Source organism: Sphaerisporangium flaviroseum (genome assembly GCF_039537005.1).
In the GTDB taxonomy this organism is placed as follows: domain Bacteria; phylum Actinomycetota; class Actinomycetes; order Streptosporangiales; family Streptosporangiaceae; genus Sphaerisporangium; species Sphaerisporangium flaviroseum.
On sequence record NZ_BAAAZR010000004.1, the window covers coordinates 209,149 to 229,152 of the forward strand.

A 20,004-nucleotide genomic window follows, 5' to 3' on the forward strand; every position below is an offset into this window, starting at 1 on the left:
ACGGTGACCGGCCCCGGAGGCCGCCGTTGATCACGTTGTCCGTCGTGGTGCCGGTGCGGGACGCCGAGCCGTACATCGCCGACGCCCTCACCTCGCTGAAGCGCAACGCCCGGCACGACTTCGAGTTCATCGTCGTCGACGACGGCTCGGTGGACGCGACCCCGCAGATCATCGGCGACTTCCGCGACGACCTGCCGGGCCTGACCGTCCTGCGCGACGCCTCCCCCGTGGGCCTGGCGGACGCCCGCAACCGCGGCCTGTCCCTCGCGTGCGGCCGGTACGTCACGTTCGTGGACGGTGACGACTGGCTGGCGCGGGGGTATCTGGCCGATCTGGTGGCCGCGATCGACGCGCTGGGCTGCGACTTCGTCAGGACCGACCACGTACAGGTGGAGGGGCGCAAGCGGGTGGTCCACCGGGCGCCGGAGGCCCGGCGGGGAGTGGTGCTCGATCCCCGGGGCGGCATCCTGCCGGCCGCCGCCAAGACGATGGTGGACTACCCGTACGCCTGGGCCGGGATCTACCGGCGCGAGCTGGGCGACCTGCTCGCCTTCCCCGGGCACCTGCACACCGCCGAGGACCGCCCGTGGATCTGGCGGCTGCACCGGGAGGCGCGCTCGTTCGCGGTGGTCTCCCTCGCGGGCGTCTTTTACCGCCGGATGGTGCCCGCGTCGCTGACCCAGATCGGGGACGAGCGGCAGTTGCACTTCTTCGACGCGTTCGAGCTGGTGTTCAAGCAGGTCCAGGACGAGGAGGAGCTGCTTCCCAAGGCCGTGCGCACCTTCTGCGCCCTGCTGGCGCACCATCTGGAACTCGGCGACCGCTTCTCCCCCGAGTTGCGCGCCCGCTTCCAGGCCAGGGCGCAAGACGTCCTCGCCGGCCTGCCCGCGGGGCTGGTGGCGGGCTCGGGCCTGGAGCCCGAGCGCGCCGCCCTGCTGCGCCCGCTGCTGCCCCGGCACCCCAAAGAGCCCGAGGAGCGCTTCCCGTGACCCAGGTCTTCTACAGCTCGACGCTCTTCGGGGCGATGACGCTGGCCGCGGCCATGGACGCGGGGAGGTTCGGCCCCCACACCGGGCGCAGGATCCTGCTGGTGTCCGGCAACGCCGCGATCCCGGAGATCACCCCCTCGCTGGAGGCGGCGGGCTTCGCCTCGCTCCGCCCGCGCTTCGACGAGGTGTGGTCCTGGAACGACATCGTGGCGCCCCTGCACCCCTCCGACTGGAAGGCGCGCGTCATCGAGGTGCCCATGCTCGGGCGCCTGCTGCGGTCGCACCTGTCGCTGGACGACGGCCCGGCGGAGCTGGTCATGGAGTCCATCGCGGTGCCACCGGCGCGGACGATCGCGGCGCTGATCCGGGACTGCCCGATCACGGTGTACTCCGACGGGCTGATGAGCTACGGGCCCACACGCGACCCGCTGCCGCTGGAGATCTCCGGCCGGATCACCCGGCTTCTCCACCTCGATCTGGTGCCCGAGCTCACCCCGCTGCTGCTGAGGGAGGTGGGCGTCGCGCCCGACCCGCTGCCGGACGCGGCGTTCCGCGGGGTGCTGGACGAGATGCCCGCACCGGACGGCCTGTCCGGCGAGGCGGTGATCCTCGGGCAGTACCTGTCGGCCCTGGAGATCGTCACGCCGGAGGAGGAGGCGGAGCTGCATTCGGGGATGCTGCGCGCGCTCGCCGCCCGGGGGCACCGGAAGGTGCTGTTCAAACCGCATCCGGCCGCGGGGCGCCGCCACGCCCAGCAGCTGAGGCAGGTGGCCGGGCAGCTCGGTGTGGAGCTGAGCGTGGCGGGCGAGACCGTCCCGGCGGAGATCTGCTTCCAGGCCCTGCGCCCCGAACTGGTGGTGGGCTGCTTCTCCACCGCGCTGATGACCGCCCACCGGCTCTTCGGCGTCCCGATCGCGACGATGGGCTGCGACCTGGTGCTCGAACGGCTCGCTCCGTACGAGAACAGCAACCGTGTGCCGGTGACGATCGTCGACGCGACCGTGCCCCGCCTGGCCGCGGACGGATCGCTGGGCGCGCCGCCGGAGGTCGACCTCCCCGCGCTGGTCGAGGCGGTGGGCTTCTGCATGCAGAGCGAGGCGTACCCGGAGCTTCGCGAGGTGGCCGCCCGTCACATCGAGACCCACGGCGCGCAGGCCCGCTACTTCAAGAACCGCCGCCTGGCCTCCGTCGGCCTGGTGCCGGCCCCCGAGCCCCCCAAGGGCAGGGCGCTCACCCGCCTGCGCCGCGCTCTCACCCGCTGACGTCCCCGTCCGGGCCGGCCGATCCGCGCCGGCCCGTTCCCTTCCTAGCCGAGCGCCTTCAGGTAGCGGCGCACGCGGCGGCCCGCGCGGTAGCCGGCCCGGAGCACCTCCGGCGGGACCTCGACCCGAAGACGGGCGCGACGGCGCGCCGCCGCGTGTGCCGGGCCGTCGAGCAGCGACCGCACCGGGGCCAGCCCGCCCGAGCGAGCCTGCTCGACCAGCACGGCGAGCCCTCCCACCCAGTCGCTGACGGCCGGATCGTGGAAGTAGTTGGCGTCGCACCACGTGTGAGCGGGCCGGCGGAAGTCACCACGCGCGAGGTCCTCCAGGGTGCCGAGACAGCCGCTGTCCTCGAACACCAGGTTGATCATCTCCGCGTTCACCCCGAAATCGGAGAGCACGAGCAGTGGGACCTCCCCCATGATGGCCTCCAGGGCCGCCGTGGAGCTCACCGTCACGAACGCGGCGGCCAGGGCGAGGTGCTCGTGCATCGCGCCGGCGGCGAACCGCACGGCGCCGGGGCGTACCGCGCCCGAATCGGCCAGCGAGCGCCAGAGCCGCTCGTAGTGGTAACGCTCGTTGTGGGTCTGGCGCTCGGTCTCCAGCGCACGAAGTTTGACGACGACGTCCAGGTCGGGCCGGGCCTCGGCGAGCCCGGCCAGGGCCAGCAGGATGCTCTCCCTGTCCTCCCGCCGCTTGGGAACCTTGGCCTGGGTCGCGAAGATCACCCGGTCACCGGGGGCGGCCGGGGATCCGTCGTGCCGGTGTGCCGGTCCCTGGCCGAGGTAGGGCAGTCGGGCGAGGGCCACCGACCCCGTCGCGCCCAGTTCCTTGCCGATGCGGCCGAACTCCTCAACCTCCTTGCCGCTGTGCACCACGAACAGGTCGCAGCCGCCGCGGTACATCCAGGCCTTCTCGGTCGCGGGGATGGAGATGCCGGGAAGGCCGGACACGAAGACCGGGCGCGGGCTGAGCCCGCCGAACACCTCGCTGACCAGCACGTCCACCACGGGCCCGGTGCACGCCACCAGCACGACGTCCGGCCTGATCTGCTCGGCGAGCCGCCGCAGCCCCCTGGCCGGCACCACGGAAGGCGGCTCGCCGGCGCCGGACCGCGTCCCGCTGACCGCGGCGGCGATCTGGGCGGGCGAGGGCACGATCGGCGTGCGCACCACGGAGAGCGTGGAGGTCCACGCGGCCGGTAGCTGGTCGAGCAGGCCCGCCGCCCACTTCAGGTACGAATCCGAATCGGCCACGGCGAGAACCCGGCTCAAGGAGAAGCCCCTTCGTGCGCGAACATCTGGAGGTGTGATCGAAGCGAGATCGTGGCCGAGGGCGTCCACCAGTCATCGGGGACGTCCACCGTCTCGACGGGGACGCCGCGCGCCGACAGCAGGACGCGCAGCGAGGTGACGGCCGTGGAGGGCAGGCTCAGCACCCGCTGGCCCGGCCGCAGGTCCCGCAGGGTCATCTCGACGGGCACCCCGCCGTCGTACACGGTGACGCCGGGGTGGTCACGGACGGCCGCGAGGTCGCCGGGGTCCTCCCGCCGGTGCGGGTAGTAGGCCAGCGGCCCCTGGAGCGCGAAGAGCCACGACAGGTAGCGGTCGCGGTGGATCAGCCCGTTGCGTACGAGCGAGGTGCCGAGCACGACGGTGTCCTCGCGCGGACGCGGATGGGCGATCGCGGGCTGGGAGCGCAGCCAGGCGAAGTCGTGGGTCACCAGCCGGATCCCGCGCGCCCGTACGGCCTCGGCCAGCTCGGCCGGCACGGGAAGGGCGGTGAACACCGTGAGCCGTCCGGCTCGTGCGGCGGCCCGCAGGCGGATCGCCGCGGCGGCCCCGAGCACCCGTCGCGACGCCTTCGCCCTGGTGCGGGCGCGCAGCAGCGGGGTGCCGAGCCGGGAGGTGAGCATCTCCAGCAGGCGGATCGTGGCCAGGCCGTCGTCCACCACGACCATCTGGGCGGGGGCGGCGGTCAGCGAGGTGAGTTGCGTCCTGCCGGAGAAGGCGTCGCCGATTACCCAGGTGTCCCCTCGCCCGGGGCGGGGCATCGTGTCCTCCGCGGTCTGGATCTCCACCCCGCCCGGCAGGTCGAGCGCGGCCAGCTCGGCGCGGGTCACGCCGAGGCCTGGAAGCCTGCCCCGGGTCACGATGCGCAGGGCGGACCCGGACACGCCGGCGTACCGCGCCTCGACCGCGCACAGCAGCTGAAGAGGCGACTCCACCCAGGCGACGGCCGATCCCTGCTCCCGCACGCGGCTTCGACCGATCCTTTCCACGCCGGGCATTGCCACTTTCACGACGAAAAGCAATGTAGCCGCGTGAGCCTACGCGGGGGGTAACACCTGGTGAACAGCGGACAACGGTGGCTCAGCCAGGTCCCGTCGCTCTCTTCCGCCCAAGGTCAGGACCGGCGCGCGTCCGTTCACAGGGGGACAGGCCTGGCGCCGGCCTTCTTCGGCGACTTCCCGGTGGAGAGCGTGGACACCGTGGCCGCCGGCGAGATGGGACCTTCGGTGGGGCAGGATGACCGGGCCCGTGACACCTCCGAGGAGGCGATGGTGGTCAGCGGTACGAGAACCCTCGAACTGCGCACGCGTTCGCCTTTCCTGGGTTTCTCCGTCGACGGCTGGGCGGACGATTCCCGGATTTCTTTGTATTCAGGTGGGCAGCACGCCGGGTCACCCTTCCTGGCTTCCTGGCGTATCCGGATGTGCCCGTCCTGCGCTTTCTTGCTCGGTAACGAAGCGCACACGAATTGATATATACGGTTAACGGAATTTGCTGCATGTGAGCGAATCTGGCGGGGTTCGCCGTATCGCTGAACCGGCCGCTTCTCAGGCACCATTAGCTCACTTGACATCGCCGGCACCGACCGCCACAACTATCACTTCCGCCCCATCGGCTCACTCAGACCACCGCAGGCGCCCCTACGGCTCTCGCCGGTCGGCCCGCAGCGCTCCCCCTTACCCGGGCATCCGCAGGTGAACCCCACATGTCGCGCCTGCTCCCGGAGACCGTCCCCGTAAGCGTCAAGCCGGGATTTGCCCTTCCAACCCCCGGTGCAGCCCGGAGTTTTGTCCTGTTTGCGTACCTTTGTCCGATGTATTACTCTGAGAGGACTCCTGGCACGGGACCTACCCGTTTGGGCAATGCGCTCGGGCTATGGAGATTGCCTGGCGCGAGTCGGCCCCTTGCGGAGACCCCTCTCCCACCGATGCGTGCTACCGCCGAGTCCGCTTCATTGCGAAGCCGGGGACCCACCTCTTCTGGGGTGAATCGGGGCCGCCTCCCACGGACGCCCCCGTAGGGCGAACTTCCACGCCCGAACCCGTCAGCTAACCCGGTAGGCGGTCTGGAAGGAGTTTCCCCTTGTCTATGTTCCTACATCGGCTTCTGGATGCCCCGAAGAACCAGCTGAAGGCCCTAGCGTTCGGTGGCCTGGTCGTCGCCCAGGTCGTGGCGGGCACCACCCTCGCGGCACACGCCGCCGCCCCCGACGAGAAGATCAAGACCGCGAGCGCCGAGTCCCACGTCAGGGAGCACGCGGGCAAGGTCTCCGCCCAGCAGCTCCTGAAGCTCGCCAAAGCCCAGGTCGGCATCTCCGAGAACAGCTCGGGCGGCGGCACGAAGTTCCACTCCTGGTACATGAGCTCCCCGCGGGCCAAGGAGACGGTCGCACGCGACGGCGGCTCGGTCGCCGGGTTCGCCAACGCCTCCTGGTGCGACATGTTCGTCTCCTGGGTCGGCAACCAGCTCGGGCTCGAGGACACGGTCGGCAACGACGCCTACACCGTCGAGCACGCCAAGTGGTTCGCGTCCAAGGACCGCTGGGGCACCACGCCCAAGCCGGGCGCGGTCGTCTTCTTCGCCTGGAACGGCGACAAGAGCTTCGACTCCATCCAGCACGTCGGCTACGTCATCGACGACAACGGCGACGGCACGATCAAGACCGTCGAGGGCAACACCGGCAACGGCGTCGTGGAGATCCGTACGCGTCCGACCTCTCAGGTCGCGGGCTACGGCTACCCCGCCTACGCCGCCTGATCTCCCTCTCCCCACGGCGCCCTGACCCATCTCCCGCGCGGGGCGCCGCTCGTCGACCATCGAGGGCGCCCGCCGACTCCACTCCGCGGCGGCGCCCGTCCCCAGTGCCGTACGACCGGCGTCCCGCCGCCGGTCGTACGGCATCGGACGTTCCAGGCCCCGGCGAGACACCGCTCCGGGGCCGGGTCCACAGGCCGCCGACCCTGGTTCCGCGTGACGCATGGATGATTTGCGCCCGACTGTGCCGGTAGCGATGGGAGCGCTCCCAATAGCGCCAATGGTGAGTTTCGAGCTCTTAGTCTGGTTTCGAGCTTCTAACAGCCCCAGGAGTAACAGTTAGGTTTCGGCATATTGACGCCAGCATTGCCTATCGGAGACTCTTCGTGGGAGCGCTCCCAAAACTTCGCTCGCGGGATGACACCCACGAGATCACGGCTGAGGGATCCAGCACATCGCGGGGCCCGACTGTCGGGGCCGGCCCTCGATGCACCTCCCATCTATCGGGCAACCACCTGAGAGGGGTCCGGAATGAAGAACAACATGCGCCGCGGCAGAATGCTCGCGGTCGCATCGGTGATGACGGCCACGCTGGGCATCACCGCCGCATGCGGGTCGGGTGACACCGGCGGCACCGCCGGGAACTCGTCGTCGGCCGCGCCGGCCGAGAAGATCACCCTCACGCTGCAGACCTTCGGCGGCGGCACCAACTTCGGTTACAAGGCCGCTGTGGAGAAGTGGAACACCGAACACCCGAACGTGCAGGTCAAGTACAACAACCTGACCGACAGCTTTGAGAACGTCTATTGGCCCCAGATGTTGCAGTGGCTCCAGTCGGGCACCGGCGCGGGTGACGTCATCGGCATCGACGAGGGCGGCATGGGCCTGGCCAAGGCGCGGCCCCAGTTCTTCACCGACCTCGGTCAGTACGGCCTGCAGAGCCGTCAGGCGGACTTCCCCGCGTGGAAGTGGGAGAACGGACTCAACTCGGAGGGCAAGCTGTTCGCCCTCGGCACCGACGTCGGCGGCATGAGCATCTGCTACCGCACCGACCTGTTCAAGAAGGCCGGGCTGCCCACCGACCGCGACGAGGTCTCCAAGCTGTGGGGCGGCAGCTGGGACGACTTCATCAAGGCCGGCCAGGACTTCCAGGCCAAGGTCAAGGACGCCAAGTTCGTCGACAGCGTCAACACCATCTACAACGTGGTGCTGTCCCAGGAGGCCGCCAAGAACGGCAACGTCACCTACTTCGACAAGAACCAGCAGCTGATCGTGGACAAGAACCCGGCCGTGAAGACCGCGTTCGACTTCACCCAGAAGATCAGCCAGGCGGGGCTGACCGCCAAGCTGCAGAACTTCACCGACCCGTGGAACACCGGGTTCGTCAAGTCGCAGTTCGCGACCCTGGGCTGCCCCGGCTGGATGCTGGGCGTGGTCTCGGGGACCGCGGGTGACAAGTTCAAGGGCAAGTGGGACGTCGCGACGGTGCCCGGCGGCGGCGGCAACTGGGGCGGCTCCTGGCTCGCGGTGCCCAAGCAGTCCAAGCACCCGAAGGAGGCCGCCGAGCTGGCCAGCTACCTGACCAGCCCCGAGGCCCAGCTCATGGCGTTCAAGGAGGGCGGCAACCTGCCCAGCACCATCCCGGCGCAGGACAACCCCGAACTGCAGAGCGCGACCAACGAGTACTTCAACAACGCGCCCATCGGCAAGATCTTCGGGCCGTCCATCAAGTCGCTTCAGCCGACCTTCCTCGGTGAGAAGCACGCTCAGGAGAAGCGCGAGGTGGAGCAGGTCATCACCGGTATGGACCAGGGTTCGGTGCCCTACGACCAGGCCTGGCAGAAGTTCGTGGAGGCGGGCCAGAAGGCGGCGGGCTGATCGTCCACCGATCGTCACCGGCTCGCCGCGGCAATCACCCGGCGAGCCGGTGACCTGCGGTCCGGAGCGAGCGGCGGCCCCGCCGCCGTCCTCGCCCGGGCCGTGGCCCGCAGTACGACCGATGCCGAGCTTGGTCATCGCTTGGTAGCGGAACTCCCACCGAGCGTTACCGACGAAAGAAGGAGAATGGGGCTCCCCTCCGTGGCCGAAGGCCAGGATCCCGCCCCGGAATTCCGATGAGCGTCAACCTCCATACGCAGCGGGCGGATCCGGCGCCGCCCCCGCCCCGGCCGGGGCGCCATCATTCGCGGGCCTCGCGCCGCTTCTGGTCGAAGATCGACCTCAAGGCGACCCCGTACTTCCTGATCTCGCCGTACTTCATCCTGTTCGCGATCTTCGGCCTGTTCCCCCTGGTGTTCACGCTGTGGGTCTCGCTCCAGGACTACGGGCTGGCCGGCGGCGACGCCACCTTCACGGGCCTGGAGAACTACTCGAAGCTGCTGGCCGACAGGGACTTCTGGAACGCCGTCGTCAACACCGTCGGCATCTTCGTGCTCGCCACGGTCCCTCAGCTCATCCTGGCCCTCCTGCTCGCCAACGCGCTCAACAAGCGGCTGCGCGGGCGGCTCTTCTTCCGCCTCGGCGTCCTGCTCCCGCTGGTCACCTCGGTCGTCGCCGTCGCGATCGTGTTCACCCAGCTCTACGGCCGCGACTTCGGCCTGTTCAACTGGTTGCTGGGCTTCGTCGGCATCGAGAACCACATCGACTGGCAGAGCGCCAAGTGGTCGTCATGGACCGCGATCGCCACCATGGTGGACTGGCGCTGGACCGGCTACAACGCGATCATCTACCTCGCCGGGATGCAGACGATCCCCCGCGACCTCTACGAGGCGGCCTCGATCGACGGGGCGTCTCCCCGCCGGCAGTTCTGGAGCATCACGCTGCCGATGATCCGGCCCACGATCATCTTCACGGTCTTCGTCTCCACCATCGGCGGCCTCACGCTGTTCGCCGAACCGGTCATGTTCGGCAGCAACCGCATGGACGGCGGCACCACGGGCCAGTTCCAGACGATCGCGATGTACATCGTCGAGCAGGGATTCAGGAACTTCGACTACGGCTACGCGGCCGCGGCCGCCTGGCTGCTCTTCGTGCTGATCCTCCTCGGCGTCGCGATCAACTATTCGTTCGTCCGCCGGATTGGGGGCAGTAAGTGACCGCGATCACGCAGGTCAGGCCCGCGCCGAGGGCCAAGGGCCGGGGCAGGCGGGATCCGTTCCACGCCACGCCGCTGACCAAGATCGCCCTCGGCTTCACCGTCCTCCTGTCGATCTTCCCGATCTACTGGATGATCATCATCGCGTCGCGGACGAACTCCGACGCCGTGGACGTGCCGCCGCCGCTGCTTCCCGGCGGGAACCTCGGGGAGAACATCCAGAGGGTGCTCAACACCGAGGACGCGCACTTCGTCACCGGCTTGCTGAACTCGCTGATCGTGACGTCCACCGTGACGCTGTCCGTCGTGGTCATCTCGACGTTCGCGGGCTTCGCCTTCGCCCGGCTCAAGTTCCGGGGCCGCAACCTGCTGCTCGCCTCCATCCTGATCACGATGATGGTGCCGCTGCAGCAGATGGGCATCGTCCCGCTCTACCAGCTCATGGTGAGCCTGGGCTGGGTGGGAACGCTCAAGGCCGTCATCCTGCCGTACCTGCTCAACGGCTTCGGCGTGTTCATGATGACGCAGTACACCGACCAGGCCGTTCCGGAGGAGCTGGTCGAGGCCGCCCGGGTGGACGGCGCGTCCACCATGCGCATCTGGTGGAACGTGATCCTGCCCGCCGTACGGCCCGGCATGGCCGTCCTCGCGTTGCAGACGTTCATGTTGAACTGGAACGAATTCATGTGGCCGATGATCGTCCTCACCCCGGAGAACCCCACGGTGCAGGTCTCGATCAGCTTCCTCACCGCGGCCCACACCACCGACTACGTGCTGATCTTCACCGGCACGGCGCTCTCCGTACTACCGCTCATTATCGTTTTCGTCGCGTTCGGCCGACAGATCGTCGGCGGACTCATGGAAGGTGCGGTCAAAGCGTGACCACGCAGGAGACTCAACCCGAGACCGACGCCCCCGCCCTGGTGTTCCCCACCGGCTTCGTCTGGGGAGCCGCCACCTCGGCCTACCAGATCGAAGGTTCGATCAGCACCGACGGGCGCGGGACCTCCATCTGGGACACGTTCGTCCGGCAGCCCGGGCGCGTGCTCAACGGCGAGAACGCCGAGATGGCGATCGACCACTATCGCCGCTATCGCGACGATGTGGCGATCATGGCGGACCTGGGCCTGAGCGCCTACCGGTTCTCGGTCTCCTGGCCGCGGATCCAGCCGGACGGGGCGGGCAAGGTCAACCAGGCCGGTCTCGACTTCTACCGGAACCTGGTCGACGAACTGCTCGGCCACGGCATCGAGCCCTGGCTGACGCTGTACCACTGGGATCTGCCCCAGTCACTGGAGGATCTCGGCGGATGGCCCGTACGCGACACGTCGAAGCGCTTCGCCGACTTCGCCGCGTGCGTGCACCAGGCCCTCGGCGACCGGGTCCGCAACTGGAGCACCGTCAACGAACCCTGGTGCGCCGCCTTCCTCGGCTACGCCTCAGGCGAGCACGCTCCGGGACGGCGGGAGCCGGCCGCCTCCATCAGGGCCGCCCACCACCTCAACCTGGCCCACGGGCTCGCCGTCCAGGCGCTGCGCGCCCAGGGCGCGGGCGCGCAGATCGGCGGGTCCGTCAACCTGTACGCGATCACGCCGGCCTCCGACGACGCGGCCGACCTGGACGCCGCCCGGCGCATCGACGGCCTGCAGAACCGGTTCTTCCTCGACGCGCTGCTCAAGGGCTCCTATCCCGAGGACGTCCTGGAAGACCTGAGCCAGGTCACCGAGATCGACTTCATCGAGGACGGCGACCTCGAGACGATCTCCACGCCGTTCGACACGCTGATGGTGAACTACTACAGCCGCTTCACCGTGTCAGGGAAGCCCGGCGGGGCCGCGTCCGCCGCCGCCGCGCCGACCGGCGCCGGGTCGCCGTGGCCGGGCAGCGAGCAGGTGTCGTTCGTCAACGGCGGCCGCCCGGTCACCTCGATGGGCTGGGAGATCGACGACCTCGGCCTGTACGAGGTGCTCGAGCGGCTGGCCCGCGACTACCCGAGCATGCCGCTGGTCATATCGGAGAACGGCGCCGCCTTCGACGACGTGCTGGACGGCGACAAGGTGGACGACCAGGAGCGCCTGGCGTACATCGACGCGCACCTGCGCATCTGCCACGCCGCCATCCAGGCCGGGATCCCCCTGAAGGGATATTTCGCCTGGTCCTTGATGGACAATTTCGAGTGGGCGTGGGGATACGGTAAGCGCTTCGGGCTCGTCTACGTCGACTACGCCAGCCAGCGCAGAACCCCCAAAGCCAGCGCCTTGTGGTATGCCGACACGATACGCCGAGGTGGTCTTCGTGGTCCGGCAGAATAAGGCCTAACCTCAGGAGGGGGCACTTTTCATGAACGGGGACCGCCGCTCGGGAGCGCGACCGACCCTCGAGGCCGTCGCAGCTCGCGCCGGGGTCGGCCGCGGCACGGTCTCACGCGTCATCAACGGCTCGCCGAAGGTCAGCGAGAAGGCGCGTGAAGCGGTGCAGCAGGCGATCGAGGAGCTCGGCTACGTGCCCAACCGGGCAGCGCGCACCCTGGTCACCAGACGCACCGACACGATCGCTCTGGTCGTGTCGGAGTCGGAACAGCGCATCTTCGACGAGCCGTTCTTCGCGGGCATCATCCGCGGCATCGGCTCGTCGTTGTCCGAGACCGGGCTGCAGCTCATCCTGACGATGGCGCAGTCCTCCGACGAGCACGAGCGCCTGGAGCTCTACCTCACCGGCCAGCACGTCGACGGCGTCCTGCTGATCTCGCTGCACGGCGCCGACCCGCTGCCCGGCCGGCTGGAGGAGATGGGCGTGCCCACCGTCCTCGGCGGCCGTCCCGTGGGGTTCACCCCCTTCAGCTACGTCGACGTGGACAACCGCGCGGGTGCCAGGCAGGCGGTCAAGTACCTGCTCGGCAGGGGCCGGCGGCAGATCGCCACCATCGCCGGCCCGCAGGACATGGGCGTGGGCGTCGACCGTCTCGCGGGCTACCGCGACGCGTTGCTGGTCACCGGCATGCCCGAGCTGGTCGTGTACGGAGACTTCCTCGAGGCCAGCGGCGTCAGCGCGATGGAGCGGCTGCTCGAGGAGCATCCTTCTCTCGACGCGGTGTTCGCCGCCTCCGACGCGATGGCCATCGGCGCCATGCGGGTGCTCAAGCGGCACGGCAAGGCCATTCCCGGCGACGTGGCGGTGATCGGCTTCGAGGACTCCGCGGTCGCCGCCCAGACGCTGCCGCCGCTCACCAGCGTCCACCAGCCCACCGAGGACATGGGCCGCCAGATGGCACAGCTCCTGGTGGCCCGCATCAACGGCGAGCGCCTGGAGCAGCCCGTCGTCATATTGGACACGTATCTCGTCGAGCGCGGCTCGGCCTGACACCGCCGTCCCCGCGGGCCCTCGCACGATCGAGGGCCCGGGCAGCGGCATGCCCCCGCCCACCCCTCAGAAGGAGAAGACCGTGCCTGACCAGCGTTTCCCCGACGAGTTCGTCTGGGGCGCGGCCACGTCCGCGTACCAGATCGAGGGCGCCACCGAGGAGGACGGGCGTGGGGTGTCCGTCTGGGACACCTTCGCCGCCGTCCCGGGCAACGTGAAGAACGGGGACACCGGGACGCCTGCCGCCGACCACTACCACCGGCTCGGCGAGGACCTCGGCCTGATGACGTCCCTCGGGCTGCGGGGCTACCGCTTCTCCATCGCCTGGCCGCGCGTCCAGCCGACCGGCGCCGGCCGGCCCGACCAGCGGGGGATCGACTTCTACCGCCGCCTGGTGGAAGGGCTGAGAGAGCGCGGCATCCACCCCATGGCCACGCTGTTCCACTGGGACCTTCCCCAGGCTTTGCAGGACGCGGGCGGCTGGGAGAACAGGGACACCGCCGAGCGGTTCGCCGAGTACGCCGAGATCATGTTCGACGCCCTGGAGATCCGCGACTGGCTGACCATCAACGAGCCCAAGACCGTGGTCGAGTGCGGGTACCGTGCGGGCGTCCACGCGCCCGGGATCCAGGACGACGGCCGGGCGTTCGTGGCCCTTCACCACCTGCTGCTCGGCCACGGGCTCGCCTCGCGCGTCCTGCACGACCGCCACCCCGGGCGCCGTATCGGTCCCGCGCTCAACCTGCATCCGACCTACGCCGCCGACGGCGCCCCCGAGACGGCGAAGGCGGTCTGGCACCAGGACGGCCTGGAGAACCGGCTGTACCTCGACCCGATCTTCACCGGCGCCTATCCCGAGGACACGCTGGCGTGGATCGCCGAGCGCAGCCCGATGAAGGACCACATCCGCGACGGGGACCTGGCCACGATCAGCGAGCCCGTCGACGTGCTCGGCGTGCAGTACTACAACCCGAACTTCCTGGACGCCGAGGGCAACCGCGTGCTGAAGCACCCCACCGCGCAGCTCGACTGGCTGGAGATCTACCCGAGGGGCCTGTACGACACCCTGACCAGGCTGAGGTCCGACTACCCCGAGGTGCCGATCGTGGTCACCGAGAACGGCGTGCCCGCGCCCGACGAGGTCGGACCGGACGGCACGGTCGACGACGGCGGGCGCATCACCTTCCTGCGCGACCACCTGGCCGCCGTCAGGGACGCCCTGGCGGAGGGCGTCCCTGTGGAGGGGTACTACGTCTGGTCCCTGCTGGACAACTTCGAATGGGCCGAGGGCTACAGCGCCCGCTTCGGCATCGTCCACGTCGACTACGCCACCCAGAAGAGAACCCTCAAGAACAGCGCCCTGTGGTACCGCGACGTGATCGCCACCGGCCGCCTCGGCTGACCGTGTGGCCCGGAACGGAGGCCCGGCGCGCGATGAGGACGACGGCGGTCCGGGCCCGCGCACGGTGAGGACCACGACGGTCCGGGCCGTCAGCGAGGGCCGGGCGTTCTCGCACTGAGGGGACGCATGTCGGTCCAGACCTCCTCGATGTGGGCGAGGCACTCCTCCCGGGTGCCCTCGAACCCGTCGGGGCGCCAGCCCGCGGGGGTCTCACCGTCCACCGGCCAGAGGGAGTACTGCTCCTCGCCGTTGACGACGACGCGGTACCGGGCTTCTGTCACGATGGCTCCTTGATCGATGGTGTTCGACTGGGTGCGTTCGATTCCGTACGGCCGCGCAGTGCCTCGACGCCGACCAGATCGTCGGGAAGCGCGTCCGGGACGACGTCATCGAAGCGGGCCAGCGCCTTCACCCGCATCGCCACCAGCACCGTCACCGTCATGGCCAGGGCGAAGCAGACGTACATGAGGCCGATGCCGCGTCCGGGGCCGGTGCCCAGCAGGGTGCCCACGGTGCCGGCCAGCGGGCCGTCGTGGGCCAGCAGCGGCTCGAACAGCGCCGTCCCGTACGGGGCCACCAGGCCGAAGCCGATGGGCAGGGTGGACCAGGCGACCAGCGTGTTCAGGGCGATCACCCTGCCGTGGAACCGCTGGGGCACCTTCACCTGGATGATCGTGGCGTAGACGCCGTTGAGGAGGGTGAGCCACAACGACATACCGAAGGCCCCGGCGCCGATCACGACGAGGTCGTTCCGCAGGCCGGTGACCAGGCAGAAGACCGACAGGGCGAGCGTGGCGAGCAGCACGCCGCGCAGGCGCCTGCGGCGCGGGCCTCCCCACACGGTCATGGCCAGGCCGCCCAGCAGCACCCCGAGACCGCCCGCGAAGGCGACCCGGCCGACGTCCGCCAGCGTGGCGAACGACAGCACCAGGGGCGAGATCATCAGGAACAGCGGCGAGAGGAAGATGTTGAGCACGGCGAAGAACACCAGCATCGAGCGGAACGACCGGTTCCCCCACGAGTGGCGGAAGCCGTTCGCCATCTCGGTGACCACGGACTCGCGCCGCCTCCACGCCATCGAGGAGGGGAACCTGACGAGCGTCACGCTCAGGATCGCCACGGCGTAGCTGACCACGTCGATGACGAGGATGCCGGCCAGGCCGATCGTGGCCATCAACCCGGCGGCGGCCAGGGGGACGATCAGCTGCGAGGTGCCGACGACCATCTGCACCACGCCGTTGGCGTGCCCGAGATACCGCTTGGGCACCAGTTGCGGGATCGCGGAGCCGTAGGCCAGCCGCTGGAAGGTGAGCGCGACCGACAGGCACACCAGGAGCGGGTAGATGTGCCAGATCTCCAGGGTGCCGGTCCAGAGCAGCGTGCCGAGGACCGCCTGCGTGGAGCCCGCGGCGATGTCGCCCGCCAGCATCACCCGGCGGCGGTCGGACCTGTCGACGATGGCACCGGCGAGCGGTGACACCAGCATGCCGGGCACCAGGCCGAGCACGGCGAACAGGGCGAAGTTCGCCAGCGAGCCGGTGGTGAGGTAGATCCAGATCGGGATCGCGAACTCCGTCAGCGCCGATCCGGTGATCGACACGAGCTGCCCCGCGGCGACGACCCCGAACCGCCGCATACTCGGCCTCGGCCCAGGCACGGCGGTGGACGGACCGGGCACGCCGGGAGCGGCAGTGAACGGGCCCGGAGGGGCGGTGGACGAGCCGGGTGTGGTGGTGGACGAGCCGGAAGCGGCAGTGAACGGGCCCGGAGCGGTGGTGGATGAGCCGGGTGCGGTGGTGGAGACGTCGTGCAGCCACCAGGTGGAGTCCTCGCGGCGCAGGTACGGCCCGGTGTCGCCGCCGGCGACGGCCGGGTGGATCTCGGTGAGGATCGTCGCCAGCTCCTGCGCCCGATATTTCAGGAAGAAGTGGCCTGCTTCGTCCAGGACGACCAGGGCGGTGGAGTCCGTGACGCAATGCCACTCGCGGAACCGTTCCTGGTAGAACTCGGTCGCGGGATCGCGTTCCCCCACGACCGCGATCACCGGAGCCGCGAACGGCGGCGTCCGCTCCTCGAACAGCCGGCCGAAGTACCGTTCCGCCTCGCGCGTGCCCTGCCGCCGGTTGCGGATGACTAGCCTCAGCTGCTCCGGATCGATCTCCTCGACGTCCATGCCCGCCGCCGTGAGCGCGTTGGCCATCGCCTGGTCGCCGCGGAGGCGCTCCATCCAGTCCGGCACCCGCGCCAGGATCCCCTTGGGCCGGGCGAAGGGGAAGATGCCTCCGAGGTAGACGGCCTCGACCGTGCGCCCCACGGCCTCCAGGTGGCGGACGATCTCCGTCGCGAGCATCACCCCGAGCCCGCAGTGCCCGTACACGACCAGCGGGCCCTCGTCCACCGTGGCGAGGATCTCCTGGACGCACCCGGCGGCCACCTCGGCGAGGGGCCGGGGCTCCTCCCCCAGCTCGTGGCCGGGGACCGCGATCGAGTACAGCGCCCAGTCAGGCGGCAGCGCGTCGGCCAGATGCTTGTAGATGACCGCGCTCCCCCCTCCGTACGGCGCGCACACCAGGGTCGCGGTCGTACGGCGGGCGGGGGTGAGGCGGTGCAGGAGCTTGCGTGGCCCGTCGTCGCCCACCCGCATCAGCCGCGCCAGCGCGCGTACGGTGGAGTGCCCGAACAGGTCCATGATCGTGACCGGATGGCCGCCCAGTGCCCGGAGCCGGGCGATCACCTGCATCGCGAGCAGCGAGTGCCCTCCGAGGTCGAAGAAGTCGTCCAGCGCGCCGACGCGGTCCAGGCCGAGCACCGCCGCCCAGACCTCCGCGACGGCCTCCTCCAGCGGGGTCCGCGGCGGGACGTACCCCGCCTCCTGGTCGGGCCGCTCGTCGTCCGGCTCGGGCAGTGCGGCCCTGTCGACCTTGCCGTGGGACTTGAGCGGCACCGAGTCCAGCCACACGTACCTGGCAGGGACCATGTAGTCCGGCAGCCGTTCCCGGATCCAGCTCCGCAGCTCGCCGACGCCCGGCCGCGTGCCCGTGGCGACGAGGTAGGCGACCAGGCCCCGGCCGCGCAGGTCCACCACGGCCTGGGCGACCGCCGGGTGCTCCTGGAGCAGGGTCTCGATCTCGCCCAGCTCGACCCGGTAGCCGCGCACCTTCACCTGCAGGTCGCGGCGGCCGAGGAACTGCAGGTTCCCGTCGGGAAGCCAGCGTCCGAGGTCCCCGGTTCGGTACATGCGCGCGCCCGGCTCGCCGTACGGGTCGGGCGGGAACCGTTCGGCCGTCAGCGCGGGCCGCCCGAGGTAGCCGCGCGCGAGCCGCTCGCCGCCCAGGCAGATCTCCCCCGGCACCCCGACGGGGACGGGACGCAGGTGCTCGTCGAGCACGTACACCCGGGCGCCCGGCAGCGGCCGGCCGATCGGCAGCGCGGGCGCCACGTCGGGGACGCCGGGGTCGACGCGCAGGGTCGTGACCCCCACCGTGGCCTCGGTGGGGCCGTAGTGGTTGACCACCGCGCACCCGCCCGGCCGCACGAGTTCCTTGGCCCACGCCCAGGGCGAGGCCTCGCCGCCGAGGACGAGCAGGCGCCGGGGCAGCAGCTCGCGCGGGCCCGCCTCGGTGAGCAGGGCGGCGAGGTGCGACGGGGTGATCTTCAAGTAGTCGATTCCGGCCCTGGCGAAGTAGGCGGCGAGGTCGGGCGCGGCCGTGCGGGACGGGATGAGGTGGAGCGTGCCACCGGTCATCAGGGACAGGTAGAAGACGGTGACGCCGAAGTCGAAGGCGAGCGACTGGAGCAGCGCGAAGACGCCCCCGGGCTCCTGCCCGGCGTGGCCGGTGAACCGCTCGCGCACGCCGGACAGGTAGAGCAGCACCTCGCGATGCTGCACGGCGACGCCCTTGGGCTTTCCCGTGGTGCCCGAGGTGTAGATGACGTAGGCCAGGTTGCGGCCGGTGACGCCGGTCTCCACCGGCCCGGGAGCCACCCGGTCGAGGACGCCGGTGTCCAGGTCGACGGTGGTCAGCTCGCGTGGCAGCCTGTCACGCGGTCCGGTGCCGGTGACCGCCACCCGCACCCCCGCGTCGGCCACCGCGTACGCCAGCCGCTCCTCGGGATGCTCGGGGTCGAGCGGCACGTACGCCCCGCCCGCCTTCAGCACGCCGACGACGGCGACGGCCAGCTCGGCCGACTGTTCCAGGCAGATCGCCACCCGCTCGTCGGGCCGCACTCCCAGGCCCACCAGGTGGCGGGCCAGCCTGTCGGACCGCTCGTCCAGCTCGGCGTAGGTGAGGGAGGTCTCGCCGTACACCACGGCGACGGCGCCGGGCGTGCGCGCCGCCTGGGCGGTGACGAGCCGGTGCAGCAGCTCGCACGCGGGCGGCTCCGCGCCGGGTGAGCTCGCGAACTCCAGCGCCCGGCCGTACGCGAGCGGGATCCGGGAGATCGGGACTCCGGGGTCGGCGACGGCCGAGCGGAGCAGGTCCTCGAAGTGACCGGCCATCCGCGCGACGGTCTCCCGGAAGAACAGAGAGGTGTTGAAGGTGAAATTTCCCCATAAACCGCCGTCTGGGGTGTCGGTCAGGTACAGGGCCAGGTCGAACCGGGTGATGGCCGTCTCGAAGGAGAAGGGGGTCATCGAGAAGCCGGGCGGCGGCTCCGGCGCCTTCCCGTCCTTTCCCCGGAAGTTCTGCAATGCCAGCAGCACCTGGAAGACCGGTGAGCGGCTGACGTCACGCTCGACCGCCAGCTCGTTCACCATCTGGTCGAAGGGCAGCTCCTGATGGGCGTAGGCGTCGAGCGCCGTCTCCCGGCAGCGGCCGAGCAGCTCGGCGAAGGTGGGGTCGCCGGACAGGTCGGCGCGCATCGGGAGCGTGTTCACGAACACTCCCACCACCGCCTCCAGCTCCGGAAGCGCGCGCCCGCTGATCGGCGAGCCGACCGCGAAGTCCGTCGCACCGGAGTAGCGCCCCAGCAGCACCTGGAAGGCGGCCATCAGGGTCATGTACGGCGTGGCCCCGTGGGCGTCACCGAGGCGCACGATCGACGAGACCAGCTCGGCGTCGAGAGGGAAGCCGTGCTCGGCGCCGTCGAACCGCTGCGTCGCCGGGCGCGGCAGGTCGGCGGGCAGTTCGAGCGGGGCCAGCCCGGACAGCCGCCCCTTCCAGTAGGTGACGTCGCGATCGTGGCCCGGCGATCCGGTCCGCGCGCGCTGCCAGATCGCGTAGTCGCCGTACTGCACGGGAAGCGGGGGGAGCGCGCCGGGACGGCCGGACCGGTGGTCGTCGTGCAGCGTGAGGATCTCGCGGATCAGGATGTCGCACGACCAGCCGTCGGTCACGGCGTGGTGCATGGTGAGCAGGAGCACGTGGTCGCGCGGGCCGATCCGCACCAGCAGAGCGCGGAGAAGCGGCCCGTTCTCCAGGTCGAACGGACGGGCGATCTCCTCGTGGACCAGTTCCCTTGCCCGTTCCTCGTCCCCGGCCTCGGCGACACGGAGCCGGACGCGGGACTCGTCGTCCACGACGACCTCGGGCCGCCCGTCGTGGGTGGTGAGGAAGCGGGTGCGCAGGCTCTCGTGGCGGGCCACCACGTCGGTGAGCGCCCGGATGAGGCAGGACTCGTCCAGGTCACCGGTCAGCCGCACGGAGAAGGGCACGACGTAGGCGGCCGTGCCGGGCACGTACTGCTCCAGGAACCAGAACCGCTCCTGGGCATGCGAGAGCGGCGGAGCGATGTTGGACGGGCGCGCGGGGATGGTCGGCACGGCCGCGCGCCGGCGCAGTCGCCGCGCCAGCAGCGCCTGCTTGGCGGCCGACAGCTCCGTGGTCATGGCGCCTCCTGAGGAGCTGGT

The 20,004-nt window shown here is 70.3% G+C and carries 14 protein-coding genes and 1 riboswitch; of the genes, 10 read left to right on the forward strand and 4 right to left on the reverse strand.

From position 1 onward, the window contains the following. Nucleotides 1–26: 26 nt before the first annotated feature. Both ABD810_RS12650 and ABD810_RS12655 read left to right on the forward strand, forming a co-directional pair. Complete coding sequence (locus tag ABD810_RS12650; protein ID WP_344938258.1) at nt 27–989, forward strand: glycosyltransferase family 2 protein; 963 nt, start codon at nt 27–29, stop codon at nt 987–989. Next, nucleotides 986–2,251, forward strand: coding sequence for a polysialyltransferase family glycosyltransferase (locus ABD810_RS12655; RefSeq protein WP_344938260.1), 1,266 nt, complete (start codon nt 986–988; stop codon nt 2,249–2,251). Before ABD810_RS12650 ends, ABD810_RS12655 begins: the two co-directional genes overlap by 4 nt. Before the next feature lie 44 nt (nt 2,252–2,295). Here the strand turns inward: ABD810_RS12655 and ABD810_RS12660 are convergent, their stop codons facing one another. Together ABD810_RS12660 and ABD810_RS12665 are read right to left on the reverse strand one after the other, a co-directional pair. Continuing rightward, on the reverse strand, nt 2,296–3,525 hold the full coding sequence (locus ABD810_RS12660; protein ID WP_344938262.1) for a DUF6716 putative glycosyltransferase: 1,230 nt from the start codon (nt 3,523–3,525) through the stop codon (nt 2,296–2,298). Next, complete coding sequence (locus ABD810_RS12665; protein WP_344938263.1) at nt 3,522–4,508, reverse strand: hypothetical protein; 987 nt, start codon at nt 4,506–4,508, stop codon at nt 3,522–3,524. The genes ABD810_RS12660 and ABD810_RS12665 overlap by 4 nt, the downstream gene beginning before the upstream one ends. A 225-nt stretch (nt 4,509–4,733) precedes the next feature. On the opposite strand from ABD810_RS12665, the gene ABD810_RS12670 reads away from it, so the two are divergent. From ABD810_RS12670 to ABD810_RS12705, 8 genes are all read left to right on the forward strand, one after another. Beyond that, nucleotides 4,734–5,015: a hypothetical protein gene (locus tag ABD810_RS12670; RefSeq protein WP_344938265.1), complete on the forward strand. Its 282-nt coding sequence runs from the start codon at nt 4,734–4,736 to the stop codon at nt 5,013–5,015. A gap of 456 nt (nt 5,016–5,471) precedes the next feature. Continuing rightward, nucleotides 5,472–5,621, forward strand: a riboswitch (cyclic di-AMP (ydaO/yuaA leader). A 10-nt stretch (nt 5,622–5,631) separates the two neighbouring features. After that, nucleotides 5,632–6,300, forward strand: coding sequence for a CHAP domain-containing protein (locus tag ABD810_RS12675; protein WP_344938267.1), 669 nt, complete (start codon nt 5,632–5,634; stop codon nt 6,298–6,300). A gap of 528 nt (nt 6,301–6,828) precedes the next feature. Beyond that, nucleotides 6,829–8,175 (forward strand): ABC transporter substrate-binding protein, encoded by a 1,347-nt coding sequence (locus ABD810_RS12680; protein ID WP_344938269.1) that lies wholly within the window; start codon nt 6,829–6,831, stop codon nt 8,173–8,175. Nucleotides 8,176–8,411: 236 nt separating this feature from the next. After that, nucleotides 8,412–9,392, forward strand: coding sequence for a carbohydrate ABC transporter permease (locus ABD810_RS12685; RefSeq protein WP_344938271.1), 981 nt, complete (start codon nt 8,412–8,414; stop codon nt 9,390–9,392). Further along, nucleotides 9,389–10,273, forward strand: a complete 885-nt coding sequence (locus ABD810_RS12690) for a carbohydrate ABC transporter permease (protein ID WP_344938273.1) — start codon at nt 9,389–9,391, stop codon at nt 10,271–10,273. The genes ABD810_RS12685 and ABD810_RS12690 overlap by 4 nt, the downstream gene beginning before the upstream one ends. Beyond that, nucleotides 10,270–11,703, forward strand: coding sequence for a GH1 family beta-glucosidase (locus ABD810_RS12695; RefSeq protein WP_344938275.1), 1,434 nt, complete (start codon nt 10,270–10,272; stop codon nt 11,701–11,703). Before ABD810_RS12690 ends, ABD810_RS12695 begins: the two co-directional genes overlap by 4 nt. A gap of 28 nt (nt 11,704–11,731) precedes the next feature. Further along, on the forward strand, nt 11,732–12,751 hold the full coding sequence (locus ABD810_RS12700) for a LacI family DNA-binding transcriptional regulator (protein ID WP_344938277.1): 1,020 nt from the start codon (nt 11,732–11,734) through the stop codon (nt 12,749–12,751). An 82-nt stretch (nt 12,752–12,833) separates the two neighbouring features. Beyond that, a complete protein-coding gene (locus ABD810_RS12705; protein WP_344938279.1) occupies nt 12,834–14,153 on the forward strand; it encodes a GH1 family beta-glucosidase in 1,320 nt (439 codons plus the stop codon). 89 nt (nt 14,154–14,242) lie between these two features. On the opposite strand, the gene ABD810_RS12710 is transcribed toward ABD810_RS12705, so the two are convergent. Both ABD810_RS12710 and ABD810_RS12715 read right to left on the reverse strand, forming a co-directional pair. Beyond that, a complete protein-coding gene (locus tag ABD810_RS12710; protein ID WP_344938281.1) occupies nt 14,243–14,434 on the reverse strand; it encodes an MbtH family protein in 192 nt (63 codons plus the stop codon). Then, nucleotides 14,431–19,983 (reverse strand): non-ribosomal peptide synthetase/MFS transporter, encoded by a 5,553-nt coding sequence (locus ABD810_RS12715; RefSeq protein WP_344938284.1) that lies wholly within the window; start codon nt 19,981–19,983, stop codon nt 14,431–14,433. The genes ABD810_RS12710 and ABD810_RS12715 overlap by 4 nt, the downstream gene beginning before the upstream one ends. Nucleotides 19,984–20,004: the final 21 nt, after the last annotated feature.